At 66.3% G+C, this 17,531-nt stretch carries 17 protein-coding genes; 14 read left to right on the top strand and 3 right to left on the bottom strand.

The window, feature by feature from the left end; all coding sequences use genetic code 11:
- Nucleotides 1-113 precede the first annotated feature (113 nt).
- Nucleotides 114-962, top strand: a complete 849-nt coding sequence (locus tag ON44_RS19730) for a hypothetical protein (protein ID WP_040692221.1) — start codon at nt 114-116, stop codon at nt 960-962.
- Between the two features lie 3 nt (nt 963-965).
- Here the strand turns inward: ON44_RS19730 and ON44_RS19725 are convergent, their stop codons facing one another.
- From ON44_RS19725 to ON44_RS19715, 3 genes are all read right to left on the bottom strand, one after another.
- Nucleotides 966-1,412 (bottom strand): SgcJ/EcaC family oxidoreductase, encoded by a 447-nt coding sequence (locus ON44_RS19725; RefSeq protein ID WP_040692185.1) that lies wholly within the window; start codon nt 1,410-1,412, stop codon nt 966-968.
- Nucleotides 1,413-1,474: 62 nt separating this feature from the next.
- Nucleotides 1,475-2,101, bottom strand: a complete 627-nt coding sequence (locus tag ON44_RS19720; RefSeq protein WP_040692183.1) for an alpha-ketoglutarate-dependent dioxygenase AlkB — start codon at nt 2,099-2,101, stop codon at nt 1,475-1,477.
- Nucleotides 2,102-2,152: 51 nt separating this feature from the next.
- Nucleotides 2,153-2,707 carry a TetR/AcrR family transcriptional regulator gene (locus tag ON44_RS19715; RefSeq protein WP_040692181.1) on the bottom strand — a complete coding sequence of 185 codons (555 nt, stop codon included), beginning with the start codon at nt 2,705-2,707 and terminating at the stop codon, nt 2,153-2,155.
- A gap of 104 nt (nt 2,708-2,811) precedes the next feature.
- Here ON44_RS19715 and ON44_RS19710 point away from each other — a divergent pair, with 104 nt between their 5' ends.
- From ON44_RS19710 to metK, 13 genes are all read left to right on the top strand, one after another.
- Nucleotides 2,812-3,678 (top strand): SAM-dependent methyltransferase, encoded by an 867-nt coding sequence (locus ON44_RS19710; RefSeq protein ID WP_174415089.1) that lies wholly within the window; start codon nt 2,812-2,814, stop codon nt 3,676-3,678.
- 153 nt (nt 3,679-3,831) lie between these two features.
- On the top strand, nt 3,832-4,467 hold the full coding sequence (gene pyrR / locus ON44_RS19705) for a bifunctional pyr operon transcriptional regulator/uracil phosphoribosyltransferase PyrR (protein ID WP_040692178.1): 636 nt from the start codon (nt 3,832-3,834) through the stop codon (nt 4,465-4,467).
- Nucleotides 4,468-4,664: 197 nt separating this feature from the next.
- Nucleotides 4,665-5,621: an aspartate carbamoyltransferase catalytic subunit gene (locus tag ON44_RS19700; RefSeq protein ID WP_040692175.1), complete on the top strand. Its 957-nt coding sequence runs from the start codon at nt 4,665-4,667 to the stop codon at nt 5,619-5,621.
- Nucleotides 5,622-5,692: 71 nt separating this feature from the next.
- On the top strand, nt 5,693-6,988 hold the full coding sequence (locus ON44_RS19695) for a dihydroorotase (RefSeq protein ID WP_040692173.1): 1,296 nt from the start codon (nt 5,693-5,695) through the stop codon (nt 6,986-6,988).
- Entirely contained in the window at nt 6,989-7,483 is a 495-nt protein-coding gene (locus tag ON44_RS19690) for a PH-like domain-containing protein (RefSeq protein WP_040692170.1), read from the top strand.
- Nucleotides 7,484-7,506: 23 nt separating this feature from the next.
- The gene (carA, locus tag ON44_RS19685; RefSeq protein WP_085998571.1) at nt 7,507-8,649 is read left to right on the top strand and encodes a glutamine-hydrolyzing carbamoyl-phosphate synthase small subunit; all 1,143 of its coding nucleotides are present in this window, start codon (nt 7,507-7,509) and stop codon (nt 8,647-8,649) included.
- The gene (carB, locus tag ON44_RS19680) at nt 8,649-11,957 is read left to right on the top strand and encodes a carbamoyl-phosphate synthase large subunit (protein WP_040692165.1); all 3,309 of its coding nucleotides are present in this window, start codon (nt 8,649-8,651) and stop codon (nt 11,955-11,957) included. The genes carA and carB overlap by 1 nt, the downstream gene beginning before the upstream one ends.
- Nucleotides 11,958-11,973: 16 nt before the next feature.
- Nucleotides 11,974-12,798, top strand: a complete 825-nt coding sequence (gene pyrF / locus ON44_RS19675) for an orotidine-5'-phosphate decarboxylase (protein WP_040692216.1) — start codon at nt 11,974-11,976, stop codon at nt 12,796-12,798.
- A gap of 659 nt (nt 12,799-13,457) precedes the next feature.
- Nucleotides 13,458-13,775, top strand: coding sequence for an integration host factor, actinobacterial type (gene mihF / locus ON44_RS19670; protein WP_040692163.1), 318 nt, complete (start codon nt 13,458-13,460; stop codon nt 13,773-13,775).
- Between the two features lie 8 nt (nt 13,776-13,783).
- Nucleotides 13,784-14,368, top strand: a complete 585-nt coding sequence (gmk, locus tag ON44_RS19665; RefSeq protein ID WP_040692161.1) for a guanylate kinase — start codon at nt 13,784-13,786, stop codon at nt 14,366-14,368.
- Nucleotides 14,369-14,426: 58 nt separating this feature from the next.
- Nucleotides 14,427-14,708 carry a DNA-directed RNA polymerase subunit omega gene (rpoZ, locus tag ON44_RS19660; RefSeq protein WP_040692158.1) on the top strand — a complete coding sequence of 94 codons (282 nt, stop codon included), beginning with the start codon at nt 14,427-14,429 and terminating at the stop codon, nt 14,706-14,708.
- 25 nt (nt 14,709-14,733) lie between these two features.
- A complete protein-coding gene (gene coaBC / locus ON44_RS19655; protein WP_040692157.1) occupies nt 14,734-15,957 on the top strand; it encodes a bifunctional phosphopantothenoylcysteine decarboxylase/phosphopantothenate--cysteine ligase CoaBC in 1,224 nt (407 codons plus the stop codon).
- 286 nt (nt 15,958-16,243) lie between these two features.
- Entirely contained in the window at nt 16,244-17,458 is a 1,215-nt protein-coding gene (metK, locus tag ON44_RS19650; RefSeq protein ID WP_040692154.1) for a methionine adenosyltransferase, read from the top strand.
- Nucleotides 17,459-17,531: the final 73 nt, after the last annotated feature.

Genomic DNA, 17,531 nt, shown 5'->3' with positions numbered 1-17,531 from the left:
GCCGCGCCCCGCTGTGCTCTGGACCACTGTTCAACCGCGCGAAAATAATCCGTTGCCCCGTGGTGGCGGCCGTGGTCTCCTGGAATGCACGCGAGGCAGAACTGGAGGTGAACGTGGCCGCGCAGAACAAACGGCCGCGCCCCGGTTCGGCCACCGACAATATGGCGAAACTGCATCGACGCACCATGGTGCTCGACGGTCGGGTGTATACGGTGCTGAGCCTGCGCCCCGGTAGCGATTTCCGTTTCGCCACCAACCATTTCCACGAGACCTGGCATGTGCTCTCCGATTGGCGTGGTGCGCGGATGCTGGCTCGACTGCTGTGGGGCCTGGCCTATCAGCGGCGGCCGGGCACGCTCGTGGTCATCGATCCGGCGCATCTGGATCCCAATCCGTTCGACGCCGCGCCGTCGGATCCGATTGTGCTGGTCCCCGCCGACCTGACCGTCCTCACCCGCGCCGCCGCCGTCGCTCTGCGTAGGCAACTACCGTTCCGCGACCGTTCGCAGGGCACGGTTCGCTGGCAGACATTCGGTCTGGATGCCGCGGTGGCCCAGCTGCAGGAGTGGCGCGCGAAGGGGCCGGGGGAGCGCGACTGGAATTTCGCCGATATACCGACCGGATGGGAACGGATCGACCGCATCGGCGGCATGGTCACGATTTTCGGTGCGTGTGATCAGCTGCGATCCTGGGCAACCTCGCTCGCGACTCTCGGGACCTACGCCTACTACGGCATGGATTACGAATACCTGGACGAGGACCGCAATGGCGAGGTGCAGATTTTCCGGCAATACCGTCGGAAGGTGAATATCGCACGTCAGGCCCGCGCCGAAGTGCTCGTCCGATTCGACGGACATGCCTCGATGGAGGAGGTCCAGCGGGCCGTCTGGTCGCACGGCGCGACGGTTCGCCGCCGTCGCTTCCCGACGCGCGAGGAACGGCTCGCCGCGCCCCTGAACTGACGGCTAGTTCGTCTGCGGGACCAGTGTGTTCTGCCGGGCCGCGGTCCACCACCGACCGTTCTCTTTGACCAGGATGTACAGCGCGATCATCGCGTGATCGATATCGATCAGCTTGCCCTCGGCCGTGGTCGCCCGGGCGAGCTTGTGCGCGATCGCGATATCGGGCCGCAGGAATACGATGTCGGCGACCTCGTAGCGGACATACTGGTCCTTCAGAAATCCCGCCAGCCCCTGCCGATTCGCCTCCAGCAGTGCGTCTTTCCCGATCACGAGCGCACCGACCGCATTGACCACCGCCGCATTGGCGGTGAAATCGGCGGTCATCAGTTCGGCATCATTGGTGTTGTACGCGGTTTCGACATTGGCGATGATCTGCTCGATCGCCGCAATGTCGTCGGTGTGATCGACCGTGGTGTCCGCTACTACGGGCTGAATTGTCGTTGCGCTCATGGAGATCAGCTTCTTATCTCAACCGTGGTTGAGGTCAATAAGCCGTCGTAGCCGCTGCATAGTCAGCGCACGCCTCGCGGTCGAAATTGAATGCTGATTCGCGGCCCGGCCGGTCTGCGCGTCTTCGGTACGGCATGTTCCCAGGTGCGCTGGCATGAGCCCCCCATGACCAGCAGATCGCCATGTCCCACCTGAAATCGAAGACTCGCGCCGCCACCGCGCGGTCGCAGCAGCAGCGCTCGCGGCGCACCGATCGAAACGATGGCGACCATGGTGTCGTCGGTCGCGCCGCGCCCGAAGGTATCGCCGTGCCAGGCCACGCTGTCGCGTCCGTCGCGGTAGTAGCACAACCCGGCTGTGCGGAACGGTTCACCGAGTTCCTCGCGGTAGTGCGCGGTCAGTGCATCCCGTGCCTCGTCCAACGCTGGATCCGGTAACTCCGCGCCCTCCCCGTAGAAACACAGCAACCGCGGCACATCCACCACCCGGTCGTACATCGGCCGCCGCTCCGCCTGCCACGGCACTCGGTCCACCAACCGTTCGAACAGCACATCCGCCCCCGACAGCCATCCGGGCAGCACGTCCACCCAGGCTCCATGACTCAACGCCGTCCGGCGCACGCCATCGAACCCGCACACCTCGATGTCTCCGAACCCGTCGAGTAATGATCCCTGCAGCGGTGTCGGCATGCCGTCGAATCTACGCGCTATCGAACATATGTGCTAGCGAGAAACGGCCATTCAATTCTTGGTGAGAATGTCTCGCGCGATATCGACGGCCGCGGCGTAGCACTCGTCGTCGGTGAGCGGAAGATCGCCCATCATGGCGGTGCTCCAGCTGATGGCGAGCAGGGCCTCGCGCGCGCGGAAGACGGCGAGCGGCGGCTGGTCCGGACCGGCCATCAGATCGGCGAGCACGCGGAACTGATAGCGCATGCTCGAGCCGAAGTCGAGCTGGCGGAAGGCCGGCTGGTTCTCGTGCCAGAAGCGGACCATGCTGCGGCCGATGCCGTGCAGCAGCGCGCCGTAGCGGCTGAGGATTTCGTTGGCTCGTTCCATGCCGGGTGGGGCGCTCTCCGCCCAGGTCGCGATGTCGTCGATGCCGCGGCGCAGGTCGTCGGAGAGGCTCGCGACGATGTCTTCCTTGGTGCGGAAGTGGTAGTACAGCGCGGCTTTGGTGACGCCGAGGCGGTCGGCGATCTCGCGCAGGGAGGTCTTCTCGTAGCCGAGCTCGGAGAACAATTCCATCGCGACAGTACGAATCCGCTCACGCGTATCGCTGCGACGTCCGTCCATGGCGCTCTTCCTCCTTTGCTTGACGACCGGCTAGTGGAAGCCTAGCGTCTTCGCTGTGCCCGAATTACTAGCCGGGCGACAAGTTATCTATTGGGGAGGCAGTAATGACCGAAACGCATCCGAAGGTGCCGACGGCCGGTGTCGCATTGACCGCGATCGGTGTCGCGATCATCCGGGCGAGGGAATCCGTGGGCCCGGACCGCCTGTACGACGATCCGCTCGCGCAGCTGTTCGTCGACGCTGCACGCCGCGCCTACTGCGATATCGACGGCGGAGCCGAGCGCTGGGCGCGGCTGGAAGAGGTCGCGGACATGTTCTTCGAAGGCCGCACGGTCGGTGTCCGGCTCGTCGACGACCGCGTCGCCGAGGCGGTCGAAAAGGGGATACGCCAGATCGTGCTGATCGGTGCCGGCTTGGACACCAGGGCATTCCGCATGGCTCTACCCGCCGACGTTCGAGTATTCGAGATCGATCTGCCGGAGCTCTTCGCATTCAAGGAGCCGGTCCTCGCCGCGGCACATGCGGAACCTCGCTGCGGCCGCGCGGTGCTCGCCATCGATCTGCGCGAAGACTGGGCAAAGCTGCTCGGGGAGCACGGATTTCGGCCGGACCTGCCGACGCACTGGGTAGACGAGGGCGTCCTGGGCTACCTGACCCACGAACACGCTTTGCACGTGGTCACCACCCTGACCGAATTATCCGCTCCGGGAAGCCGTTTCGGCGTCAGCCGCTTCGCCGTCGACGAAAATGCCCGGCCGTACGCCGAACTCAAACGCCTGGTCCGTGGTGACGACGGCACGGATCGCCCGCGCACCGGCCTCGGCGCCGACGCCGACGCCAGAACCTGGCTGGACGAAAACGGCTGGCATACCGAATTCCGTAGCTGGGACGATATGGTCGCCGCACTGGACCGGCCCGTCGCTGTGCACGATCCGGACATCGGAGTCGTCATCGCGGTCCGCGAAGCGTGAACCTCCCGGAATGCCCGGAGTGTCCCGAACCGCGCGTGGCCCCGCTCACAGCGGGATATGCCTGGTTAAAGCGGTGCAAACGGCGCTGCTAGGCTGCATGCCGTAAAGACATCCTTTAACGGACCGTCCGGTGAGGCGGGGAAGGAGGTCGGTATGGCTGTGCCCGAGGAACGGGCCGCCAAGTCCGGCGCTGCCGAAACGTCGCAGCGACACACCCCGGAGTGGGTGAGTGCGGGACGCGAATTGCTGTCTCCCTCCGACGTCGGCCGGACCATCGCGCGTATCGCGCATCAGATCATCGAAAAGACCGCCCTCGATGCGGGCGAGCCGGACGCACCGCGCGTGGTGCTGATCGGCATTCCGACCCGCGGCACCACTCTGGCCGCGCGACTCACCGATAAGATCGAGGAGTTCTCCGGCGTCCGCCCGGCACTCGGCTCGCTCGACATCACCCTCTATCGCGACGATCTCCGCAGCCGACCGCACCGCCCGCTCGAGCGGACCTCGGTGCCCGAGGGCGGCATCGAGGACGCACTCGTGGTCCTGGTCGACGACGTGCTCTTCTCCGGCCGCACCGTGCGCTCCGCCCTCGACGGTCTGCGCGATCTCGGCCGGCCCCGCGCCGTCCAACTCGCGGTGCTCATCGACCGCGGCCATCGCGAACTCCCCATCCGCGCAGATTTCGTCGGCAAGAACGTGCCGACCTCCCGCAGCGAGGACATTTCCGTATTGCTCACCGAACACGACGGCCGCGACGGCGTCTACTTGCATCAGGAGGAAGCGCAGTGAACCGGCTCGCCGGAGCGAGTGTCAGCGAGGTGGAGTCGTGAGCGAGCGTAGTGAGCGAACCATCAACGCAGCGGCCGGAGGCCGAACGACGGAACCGAGTGTCAGCGAGGTGGAGTCGTGAGCGAGCGTAGTGAGCGAACCATCAACGCAGCGGCCGGAGGCCGAACGACGGAACCGAGCGCCAGCGAGGTGGAGTCGTGAGGCATCTGCTGACGGTGACCGACCTCGATCGTGCCACCGCCACCGAATTGCTCGACGAGGCCGAACGCTTCGAACAGGCGCTGCTGGGCCGGGAAGTCAAGAAGCTGCCGACGCTGCGCGGCCGAACCGTGATGACCGTCTTCTACGAGAACTCGACTCGGACCCGGGTCTCATTCGAGGTCGCGGGCAAGTGGATGAGCGCCGATGTGATCAATGTCAGCGCGAGCAGTTCCTCGGTCGCCAAGGGCGAATCACTGCGCGACACCGCGCTGACTCTGCACGCGGCGGGCGCCGATGCGCTCATCGTCCGGCATCCGGCCTCCGGTGCGGCGCATCAGATCGCGCGCTGGATGGATGGCTGGGCGGTCGCCGAGGGTCGGCAGGGCCCGGCCATCATCAACGCCGGTGACGGCACCCATCAGCACCCCACGCAGGCTTTGCTGGACGCGCTGACCCTGCGTCAGCGCCTCGGCGATATCGAGGGCAAGCGGATCGTCATAGTCGGCGATATCCTGCACAGCCGGGTCGCGCGCTCGAATGTCTTCCTGCTCGATACCCTTGGCGCCGAGGTGGTGCTGGTCGCGCCGCGCACGCTGCTGCCGGTCGGCGCGGACCTCTGGCCCGCCCGGATCTCGCCTTCGCTCGACGCCGAATTGCCCGGCGCCGATGCGGTGCTCATGCTGCGGGTGCAGCAGGAGCGGATGAACGGCGGCTTCTTCCCGTCGGCCCGCGAATATTCGGTCAACTACGGACTTTCCGAGCGCAGGCTCGCACTGCTGGACGAGAACGCGGTCGTCCTGCATCCGGGGCCGATGCTGCGCGGCATGGAAATCGCCTCGCCGGTGGCGGATTCCCAGCAGGCGGCGATCCTGCAACAGGTGACGAACGGAGTGCATATGCGGATGGCCGTGCTGTTCCGGCTGCTGGTCGGTACCCAGGAGGCTGCCGCATGAGTGGTCGGCGCCCGGAGGAGGCAGCTCGCGTAACCACGGAGGGCGCCCGCTCAGGCGAAATTCAACCCGGCATGAGTCTGCTGCTCAAGGGTGTTCGGCCGTACGGCGAGGGTGAGCCGGTCGACGTACTCGTGCGCGACGGCCTGATCGCCGCCATCGGAACCGATCTCGGCATTATCGACGCCGAGGTTATCGACGCGCAGGGCCAGATCCTGCTGCCCGGCTTCGTCGATCTGCACACCCATCTGCGCGAACCCGGCCGCGAGGACACCGAAACCATCGAAACCGGTTCCGCCGCAGCGGCACTCGGCGGTTACACCGCGGTCTTCGCCATGGCCAATACCAACCCGGTCGCCGATTCGGTGGTCGTCACCGATCACGTGTGGCGGCGCGGTCAGGAGGTCGGCCTGGTCGACGTGTACCCGGTGGGTGCGGTCACGGTCGGCCTGGAAGGCAAGCAACTCGCCGAAATGGGCACCATGGCGGCCGGTGTCGGCGCGGTGCGCATGTTCTCCGACGACGGCCACTGCGTCTACGACCCGCTGCTCATGCGCCGCGCACTGGAGTACTCGAACTCCCTCGGCGTCTTGATCGCACAGCATGCCGAAGAGCCGCGCCTGACCAAAGGCGCTGTCGCGCACGAAGGTCCGACCGCGGCCCGTCTGGGGCTGGCCGGTTGGCCGCGCGCCGCGGAAGAGTCGATCGTGGCTCGCGACGCACTGCTGGCCCGCGACGCGGATGCCCGCGTGCACATCTGCCACGCCTCCACCGCCGGTACCGTCGAGCTGGTGAAATGGGCCAAGGCCCAAGGTATTTCGATCACCGCCGAGGTCACTCCGCACCATCTGCTGCTCGACGACTCGCGCCTGGAGACCTACGACGCGGTCAATAAGGTGAACCCGCCGCTGCGCGAGGTCTCCGACACCATCGCGCTGCGGCAGGCACTCGCCGAGGGCATCCTCGACTGTGTCGCCACCGACCACGCCCCGCACGCCGAACAGGACAAGTGCTGCGAATTCGCCGCCGCCCGCCCCGGCATGCTCGGCCTGGAGACCGCGCTGTCGATCATCGTGCAGACCATGGTCGAACCCGGCCTGCTGGATTGGCGCGGCGTCGCCCGTGTGATGAGCGAGCGTCCGGCCGAAATCGTCGGACTCGACGGCCACGGTCGCCCGATCGAGGTCGGCGAACCGGCCAACCTCACGCTGGTCGACCCGGAGGCGACCTGGACGGTGCGGGCCGCCGAACTCGCCAGCATTTCGAACAACACGCCGTTCGAGGACATGACGTTCCCGGCTCGGGTGACGACGACGTTGCTCCGAGGCCGGGTAACCGCCCGTGAGGGCAAGGCGGGCGGAGGTTCGTAGGTGGAAAGAACGCTGTGGGTGGTCGGGCTGCTCGCGCTGTTCGCCCTGTGCATCTGGTTGATGTACCGAGGGTGGCAGAATCGTGCCGCGCGGCAGGCGGAACGGATCGGTGAGCTGCCGCATGTGCCGGGTGATCTCGGCGCTCAGGTGCTCGAGCCGACCACCGGACTGTATCTCGGCAGCACCATCGCGCCCAGCTGGCAGGACCGGATCACGGTGGGCGACTTGGGTTTCCGCGCTACAGCGGAACTCACGCGGTTCGAGCGGGGGATTTTGCTCGAACGTGACGGTGCGACGGTGCTCTGGATTCCGCAGGAATCCATTACCGCCGTGCGGACCGAACGCGGACACGCGGGCAAGGTGATGACGGAAGATGGTGTGCTGGTAATTCGCTGGAAGCTGCCGACCGGAACCGAGATAGATACCGGTTTCCGAGGTGACGACAAGACGGTGTACCCGGCGTGGGCCAGGGCGATGACGGGAGACGACGAATGAACGCAGGATCGCGGAGCGATTCGATGAGGGGTGGTGGTCGGGTGACGGGAGGGCCACAAGAAGCAGCAGCACTCGTACTGGAGGACGGCCGGGTATTCCGCGGCACGGCCTTCGGTGCCGTGGGCGAAACACTCGGTGAGGCGGTGTTCTGCACCGCGATGACCGGGTACCAGGAGACCCTCACCGACCCCAGCTACCACCGCCAGATCGTGGTGGCCACGGCCCCGCAGATCGGCAATACCGGCTGGAACGACGAGGACGACGAATCCGGCAAGATCTGGGTCGCCGGATACGCGGTCCGCGACGCCTCGCGCGTCGCATCGAACTGGCGCTCGACCGGCACCCTGCAGGACCAGCTGGACCGCCAGCAGATCGTCGGCATCGCGGGTATCGACACCCGCGCGCTGGTGCGCCACCTGCGCACCCGCGGCTCGATGAAAGCGGGCATCTTCTCCGGCTCGGCGCTCGCCGACGCAGACGAACTGCTGGCCCGGGTCAACGGACAGCCTTCGATGCTCGGCGCGGATCTGGCCGAGGAGGTCAGCACAGACGCGCTGTACACGATCGAACCGAACGGCGCCCCGCGCTTCACCGTCGTCGCGGTCGACCTCGGCATCAAGACCAATACCCCGCGCATGTTCGCCCAGCGCGGCATGCGGGTACATGTGGTGCCGTCGACCGTCTCGCTGGACCAGATCCTGGAGTTGAAGCCCAACGGGGTTTTCCTGTCCAACGGTCCGGGTGATCCGGCCACCCAGGACGGCGCGGTCGCGATCACCCAGGGTGTGCTGGAGAAGGGGCTGCCGCTGTTCGGCATCTGCTTCGGCAATCAGATCCTCGGCCGCGCCTTCGGCCGCAAGACCTACAAGATGAAGTTCGGCCACCGCGGCATCAATATTCCGGTCGTCGAACACGAGACCGGCCGGATCTCGATCACCGCGCAGAACCATGGTTTCGCGCTGGAGGGTGAACAGGGCGAACAGTTCGACACCCCGTTCGGCAAGGCCGAGGTCAGCCATGTGTGCGCCAATGACGGCACCGTCGAGGGCGTGCGCCTGGTCGACGGCCGCGCATTCTCGGTGCAATACCACCCGGAGGCCGCCGCCGGACCCCATGACGCCGCCTATCTCTTCGACCGTTTCGCCGGTCTCATGGAAGGAGCCTGATGCCTCGCCGCGAGGATCTGAAGCACATCCTGGTGATCGGCTCCGGTCCGATCGTCATAGGCCAGGCCTGCGAATTCGACTACTCCGGCACCCAGGCGTGCCGGGTGCTGCGGGCCGAGGGCCTGCGGGTATCGCTGGTGAACTCCAACCCGGCGACCATCATGACCGACCCGGAGTTCGCCGATTCCACCTATGTGGAACCGATTACGCCGGAGTTCGTCGAGAAGGTCATCGAAAAGGAACGCCCCGACGCCATTCTCGCCACCCTGGGTGGGCAGACCGCGCTGAATACCGCGGTCGCCCTGCACGAGCGTGGAGTGCTGCAGAAGTACAACGTCGAGTTGATCGGCGCCGATTTCGAGGCCATCCAGCGCGGTGAAGACCGGCAGAAGTTCAAGGACATCGTCGCCAAGGTCGGCGGCGAGAGCGCGCGCTCGCGGGTCTGCCACACTATGGACGAGGTGCGCGAAACTGTCACTGAACTGGGCTTTCCGGTGGTCGTGCGGCCGTCGTTCACCATGGGTGGTCTCGGCTCCGGCATGGCCTACAACGACGAGGACCTCGATCGCATCGCGGGCGGCGGTTTGGCCGCCTCCCCGACCGCCAATGTGCTCATCGAGGAATCCATCCTGGGGTGGAAGGAATACGAACTCGAGCTGATGCGCGACGGCCGCGACAATGTCGTGGTGGTCTGCTCCATCGAGAATGTGGACCCGATGGGTGTGCACACCGGTGATTCGGTCACCGTCGCACCCGCCATGACCCTCACCGACCGTGAATACCAGAAGCTGCGCGACCTGGGCATCGACATCCTGCGCGAGGTCGGCGTCGATACCGGCGGCTGCAATATCCAGTTCGCGGTGAATCCGCGCGACGGCCGCCTGATCGTCATCGAGATGAACCCGCGCGTCTCGCGCTCGTCCGCATTGGCTTCCAAGGCAACGGGTTTCCCGATCGCCAAGATCGCGGCCAAGTTGGCCATCGGCTACACCCTGGACGAGATCGTCAATGACATCACCAAGGAAACCCCGGCCTGTTTCGAGCCGACCCTGGACTATGTGGTCGTCAAGGCGCCGCGCTTCGCCTTCGAGAAGTTCCCCGGCGCCGACGCCACGCTGACCACCACCATGAAGTCGGTCGGCGAGGCGATGTCGCTGGGTCGCAACTTCGCCGAGGCACTCGGCAAGGTGCTGCGCTCGCTGGAGACCAAGGCCGCGGGCTTCTGGACCCAGGGCGACGGCAACTGGACCGATAGCGAAACCATCCTCGAAGACCTGCGCACCCCGACCGAGGGGCGCATCTACCAGGTCGAGCGGGCGCTGCGCCTGGGCGCGAGCATCGAGGACGTCGCCGCGGCCTCCGGCATCGACCCCTGGTTCGTCGCCGAGGTGGCCGGCTTGGTCGAGTTGCGTCGAGAGGTCATCGACGCTCCGGTACTCGACGAGCCGCTGCTGCGCCGCGCCAAGCACTACGGTCTGTCCGATCGCCAGATCGCGGCGCTGCGACCGGAATTGGCGGGTGAGACCGGCGTGCGTGCACTGCGTCATCGGCTCGGTATCCGTCCGGTCTTCAAGACCGTCGACACCTGCGCCGCAGAGTTCGAGGCCAAAACCCCGTATCACTACTCGACCTACGAGCTCGATCCCGCAGCCGAGTCGGAGGTCTCGCCGCAGCGTGAACGCGACAAGGTGATCATCCTGGGTTCCGGCCCGAACCGGATCGGCCAGGGCATCGAGTTCGATTACTCGTGTGTCCATGCGGCGCAGACGCTTTCGCAGGCCGGATACGAGACCGTCATGGTCAACTGCAATCCGGAGACCGTCTCAACCGACTACGACACCGCGGACCGGCTCTACTTCGAGCCGCTGACCTTCGAGGATGTGCTCGAGGTCTACCACGCCGAAACCGAGTCCGGCACCGTCGCCGGTGTAATCGTGCAGCTCGGTGGCCAGACCCCGCTGGGGCTGGCGCAGCGCCTCACCGACGCCGGTGTGCCGGTGGTCGGCACCAGCGCCGCCGCCATCGACCTGGCCGAGGATCGCGGCGAATTCGGTGACGTGCTGGTCGCTGCGGGCCTGCCCGCGCCGAAGTACGGCACCGCGACCACCTTCGCGCAGGCCAAGAAGATCGCCGCCGGCATCGGCTACCCGGTGCTGGTGCGCCCGTCCTACGTGCTCGGCGGACGCGGTATGGAGATCGTCTACGACGACGCCTCGCTCGAGGGCTACATCTCCCGGGCCACCGAACTCAGCCCGGAACATCCGGTACTGGTCGACCGGTTCCTGGAAGACGCCATCGAGATCGACGTGGACGCGCTCTGCGACGGTGACGAGGTCTACCTCGGCGGTGTGATGGAGCACATCGAAGAGGCGGGCATCCACTCCGGCGACTCCGCCTGTGCACTGCCGCCGATCACCTTGGGCCGCAGCGATATCGAGGCGGTGCGCCGCTCCACTATCGCGCTGGCCAAGGGCATCGGCGTCAAGGGCCTGCTCAATGTGCAGTACGCGCTCAAGGACGATGTGCTCTACGTACTCGAGGCGAATCCGCGGGCGAGCCGCACGGTTCCGTTCGTCTCCAAGGCCACCGCGGTGCCGCTGGCCAAGGCGGCCGCACGGATCACCATGGGCGCCACCATCGCCGAACTGCGTAAGGAGGGCATGCTGCCCGCCGAGGGCGACGGCGGCCACGTGCCGCTCGACGCGCCCGTCGCGGTGAAAGAGGCAGTGCTGCCGTTCCACCGGTTCCGCAAGGCCGACGGCAGCGGTGTGGATTCGCTGCTCTCGCCGGAGATGAAGTCCACCGGTGAGGTCATGGGCATCGACGCCGATTTCGGCACCGCCTTCGCCAAGAGCCAGGCCGCGGCCTACGGTTCGCTGCCGACCGAGGGCACCGTCTTCGTCTCGATCGCCAACCGGGACAAGCGCGCCATGGTGTTCCCGGTCAAGCGTCTCAACGACCTCGGGTTCCGGATCCTGGCCACCGAGGGCACCGCAGAAATGCTGCGCCGCAATGGAATTCCGTGCGAACAGGTGCGCAAGCATTCCGAGGAGGGGCCGGCCGACCAGCCGACCATCGTGGAGCAGATCCGCGACGGCGAGGTCGACATGGTGTTCAACACCCCCTACGGCAACTCCGGTCCGCGGGTGGACGGTTACGAGATCCGCACGGCGGCGGTCGGTGTGAACATCCCGTGCATCACCACGGTGCAGGGTGCGGCCGCGGCCGTGCAGGGCATCGAGGCGAGCATCAACGGTGGCATCGGGGTGCGCTCGCTGCAGGAACTGCATTCGGTGCTGCGTGGCTGACGAAGGAGACGGTGCGATGAAGACCTTCGGTGCCCGATTGCAGCACGCCATGGGGCATTTCGGGCCACTGTGTGTCGGCATCGATCCGCATCCGGGCCTGCTCGGATCATGGGGTCTCACCGATGATGTCGACGGTGTCGAGGCATTCGCCGAGATCTGCGTCGAGGCCTTCGACGGCCGGGTCGCGCTGATCAAACCGCAGGTCGCCTTCTTCGAGGCCTACGGTTCCGGTGGAATCGCGGTGCTCGAGCGCACCATCGAGGTGCTGCGCGCCTCGGGCACCCTGGTGCTCGCCGATGCCAAGCGCGGCGATATCGGCTCGACCATGGATGCCTACGCTCGGACCTGGCTCGCCGACGGCACGCTCGGCTCGGACGCGGTGACGGTCTCGCCATATCTCGGATTCGGTTCCCTCGCACCGGCTTTGACGCTCGCGGAGGCGAACGGGCGCGGTGTCTTCGTACTCGCCGCCACCTCGAATCCCGAAGGTGCACAGGTGCAACGGGCAGTGGCGTCGGACGGTCGCACGATCGCGCAGACCATGGTCGATGCGGCGGCGCAGTGCAATGCGGGCCAGGAATTCGGCTCGGTCGGCATTGTGCTCGGCGCCACCCTCACCGAAGCGCCGGATCTCACGGAGCTCAACGGCCCGATCCTGATGCCGGGCGTCGGTGCGCAGGGTGGCGGTCCGGAAACCGTGCGTGCGCTGGTGCCTGAGCAGTTGTTGCACGCCGCGGTGCCGACCGTTTCGCGCGAGGTCCTCGGCGCCGGTCCGTCCGTGTCGGCACTGCGTGCCAAGGTGAGCGCGCTGCAGGAGGAGTTCGCCTTCCTGCGGCGATGACGGGTGACGATTGCGATGGACCGACGCTTCGGCGTCGGTCCATTTCGCATTTCAGGCGGGGGCGGGCACGTTGAACGGGGATGACGTGTCATATCGAACAGCTGTGCGGCCCGCTGCGCCAATTTTTCTGCGATCTGGCACACCGGTGGCCGAGGCGGCGTCCTGATCGATCACGGAGCCAACTGGACCGGCACAGAGTGCCGTTCGCTCTCGCCGCGCTGCGGTCCAGGCGAATGCCGGGATTTTGTGGCGGTCCATAAGTCCGGCGTCGGTTCGGCAGGTACGGAATCCCGAAATCGGTCATTTCCCGCCCCCGACACGCGCAAGAACAACGCGACACGCGGAAAAATCCTAGAAAATTCCAGGTCGGACACGTGACCGGTTGCTGGTCCGATGCGGGTTGGCGCCGCAACCACTCCGCTAACCCACTTTGGGCAGGAAAAAGCCCTGCTAGCGGGGCATTTCGAGATTTCGGCGGTAGGATCACCGCAGCGATCGACGCGCTGTGCGCATCCCGCCGGGCCCACCCTTACGACATCGGCGAATCATGCGCTGACCTGGGGGGTGGGTTCGCAATCGGGCAACGTCGTGGGTACGGTCGCTGAGACTGCTGGGTTACCGGCAGGAGTTGATGCAATGAACGATGAGACGGAGGAACCGTGGCCCTTCCCCAGCTGACTGACGAGCAGCGCGCCGCTGCTTTGGAGAAGGCGGCTGCCGCTCGCCGTGCTCGGGCGGAGCTCAAGGAGCGCCTGAAGCGTGGCGGCACCGACCTGAAGCAGGTCCTCACCGATGCCGAATCCGACGAGATCCTCGGCAAGATGAAGGTGTCGGCGCTGCTGGAGGCCCTGCCCAAGGTGGGCAAGGTCAAGGCGGCGGAGATCATGAGCGAGCTGGAGATCGCCCCCACCCGGCGTCTGCGCGGACTGGGTGATCGGCAGCGCAAGGCGCTGCTCGCCCGATTCGACTTCGCCTGACCACCAAGGTGGTCGAACACACGCGGAAGGGTCGACTGGTTGTACTGGTCGGCCCCTCGGCCGTGGGCAAGTCGACCGTGGTCCGCTGCGTCCGCGAGCGACTGCCCCAACTGGTCTTCAGCGTGTCGGCGACAACCCGGGCCCCACGGCCCGGGGAGGTCGACGGCCGCGACTACCGGTTCGTGTCCCGGGAGGAGTTCGACGCCATGATCGCGGCGGGCGAACTCCTCGAGTGGGCAGATATCCACGGGGGACTACAGCGCTCGGGTACTCCGGCGAAACCGGTGCGTGACGCACTCGCCGCCGGCCTGCCGGTGCTCGTCGAGGTGGACCTCGAGGGCGCGCGGTCGGTGCGCAAGGCCATGCCGGAGGGGCTGCTGGTATTTCTCGCCCCACCCAGCTGGGAGGAACTGGTTTCCCGGCTGACCGCGCGGGGTACCGAATCACCCGAGGTGATCGCCCGCAGGTTGGAGACCGCCAGGACGGAATTGGCGGCCTGTGACGAGTTCGACATCGTCATAGTGAACGACGAGGTGACCAGCGCCTGTGAGCAGTTGGTATCGTTGTTCGTTAGCACAAATTCGAGTTCGTGACCCGCACCCTCGGAAAACCACCCAGCCCGAAGAACCGATCCCCGCAGGAGCCCTCTCAGTGAGCAGTACGGACATCAAGCCCGCGCCCGCATACGACACTCCGGTCGGCCTCACCAACCCGCCGATCGACGAGTTGCTCGAGCGCACCTCGTCCAAGTACGCGCTGGTGATCTACGCGGCCAAGCGGGCCCGTCAGATCAACGACTACTACAACCAGCTCGGCGACGGCATCCTCGAATACGTCGGCCCGCTGGTCGAGCCCGGTCTGCAGGAGAAGCCGCTGTCGGTCGCGATGCGTGAGATCCACTCCGACCTGCTCGAGCACTCCGAAGGCGAGTAACAACCACATCTAGGCCGGAGGCGTAGTGACCACACGGATCGTCGTCGGCGTCGGCGGAGGGATCGCCGCCTATAAGGCCTGTTCTATCGTGCGCCGGTTCACCGAGACCGGGCACCAGGTACGGGTGATCCCCACCGAGTCGGCGCTGCAGTTCGTCGGCAAGGCAACCTTCGAGGCGCTGTCCGGGAACCCGGTGCACACCGATGTGTTCACCGATGTCCCCGAGGTGCCGCATGTGCGGTTGGGCCAGGAGGCGGACCTTGTGGTCATCGCCCCGGCGACCGCCGATCTGATGGCGCGCGCCGCACAGGGCCGCGCCGACGATCTACTCACCGCCACCTTGCTGACGGCCCGATGTCCGGTGTTGTTCGCGCCCGCCATGCACACCGAGATGTGGGAACATCCGGCCACCATCGCCAATGTCGCGACGCTGCGCGCGCACGGTGCGATCGTCATGGAACCCGCGTCGGGCCGGTTGACCGGTACCGATACGGGGCCCGGTCGGTTGCCCGAGCCCGAGGAGATCTTCGGGCTGGCGACATTGCTGCTGGAACGCGCCGACGCCATCCCGCGTGATCTGGCGGGCCGCCGCGTGGTGATCACCGCGGGTGGCACCAGGGAACCGCTGGACCCGGTGCGTTTCCTCGGCAACCGCAGCTCCGGCAAGCAGGGCTACGCATTGGCCAGGGTCGCCGCGCAGCGCGGCGCCCACGTCACGTTGATCGCGGGCAATACGATCGAGATGGCCGCACCCGCCGCCGTCGACCTCGTGCACATCACCACCGCCGAACAGCTCAAGACCGCCGTCGAGAAGCATGCGGTCGGAGCTGACGCGGTGATCATGGCCGCGGCCGTCGCCGACTTCCGGCCGACCACCGTGGCCGCGGCCAAGATCAAGAAGGGCGCACACGAGCCCGACGTGATCCCGCTGACCAAGACCGACGATATTCTCGCCGGACTGGTCCAGTCGCGGCGCGATGGTCAGCTACCCGGAACCGCGATCGTCGGATTCGCCGCCGAAACCGGTGACGAGCACGGCGATGTGCTCACGCATGCGCGGGCCAAACTGGCGCGCAAGGGCTGTGATCTGCTGGTCGTGAACGCGGTCGGTGAGGGTAAGGCGTTCGAGGTCGACACCAACGACGGCTGGCTGCTCGGTGCCGACGGCACCGAACAGGCGCTAGACCATGGATCGAAGGCATTGCTCGCCAGCCGGGTGCTGGACGCGCTCGGTCCGCTGCTGCGCTGAGACCCGTTGCGGCGCTTGGTTTGTGCTGTGCATCGAAGATGTCCGGTGGATACACCGCCGCGTGATGGCTAGGCTGTTATCGACCGCAACCCGGACTGGTCGATGTGTTGGAGGCTGGAGCCCCGGCCCGATACGTCGACGGATTCAATAGTCTGAGACAGTTGCCTGTCGTTAACCCCGTCGCGTCGGTGGTTTGGAATAGTCTGAATGAAGGGTTGTGCGGTGACCACATCGCGTTACCGTCGCAATCCGATACGAGTAACCCGTTGAGGGAGAGGGAAGAACTGTGCCCACGTCTGGCAGCCGCCTTTTCACCAGTGAGTCCGTGACCGAAGGTCATCCGGACAAGATCTGTGACGCCATCAGCGATTCCATCCTCGACGCCCTGCTCGCGGCGGATCCGCGCAGCCGGGTCGCGGTGGAAACTCTCGTGACCACCGGCCAGGTGCACGTCGCGGGTGAGGTCACCACGTCGGCTTATGCGGATATTCCGAAAATCGTCCGCGAAAAGGTTCTGGAAATCGGATACGACTCGTCCGCAAAGGGTTTCGACGGAAATTCCTGCGGTGTGAATATTGCGATCGGCGCACAGTCGCCGGATATCGCACAGGGCGTCGACACCTCGCACGAGGCGCGTACCGCCGGATCGGATGACGAGATCGAGCGGCAGGGCGCCGGCGACCAGGGCCTGATGTTCGGCTACGCCAACACCGACACTCCCGAGCTGATGCCGCTGCCGATAGCACTCGCACATCGGCTTTCGCGCCGGCTGACCGAGGTCCGCAAGTCCGGTGTGCTGCCGTACCTGCGTCCGGACGGCAAGACTCAGGTGACCATCGAATACGACGGGGTTCGCCCCGTTCGCCTCGACACGGTCGTCATCTCCACCCAGCATGCCGCCGATATCGACCTGGACAACCTGCTCGCCCCCGACATCCGGGAGAAGGTCGTCGACGCGGTGCTCGCCGATCTCGATCTGCCCGAGCCGCTGGATGTGTCCGATATCCGCCTGCTGGTGAACCCCACCGGCAAGTTCGTCCTCGGCGGCCCGATGGGCGATGCCGGCCTGACCGGACGCAAGATCATCGTCGACACCTACGGCGGCATGGCGCGCCACGGTGGTGGCGCGTTCTCCGGTAAGGATCCGTCGAAGGTGGACCGCTCGGCCGCCTACGCCATGCGCTGGGTTGCCAAGAATGTCGTCGCGGCCGGACTCGCCGACCGGGTCGAGGTCCAGGTCGCCTACGCCATCGGCAAGGCCGCACCGGTCGGCCTGTTCGTCGAGACCTTCGGCACCGAGAAGGTCGATCCGGCGCGCATCGCCACGGCCATCACCGAGGTCTTCGATCTGCGCCCCGGCGCGATCATCCGCGACCTCGACCTGCTGCGCCCGATCTACGCGCCGACCGCCGCGTACGGCCACTTCGGCCGCACCGACGTCGACCTGCCCTGGGAGCACACCGACCGAGCCGACAAGCTGCGCGCGTCCATCGGCCTGTAGGGGTAGCTGATATGGATACGTCGACCTGCCCTGGGAGGCTCTGCCTGACTGCGAGCCGGCAAGCTGCGCGCGT

The sequence above is a fragment of the Nocardia vinacea NBRC 16497 genome, from assembly GCF_000308835.1.
GTDB lineage: Bacteria > Actinomycetota > Actinomycetes > Mycobacteriales > Mycobacteriaceae > Nocardia > Nocardia vinacea.
The sequence above is the reverse complement of the archived record's forward strand: the minus strand, read 5'-3'. Positions and strand labels throughout refer to the sequence as shown.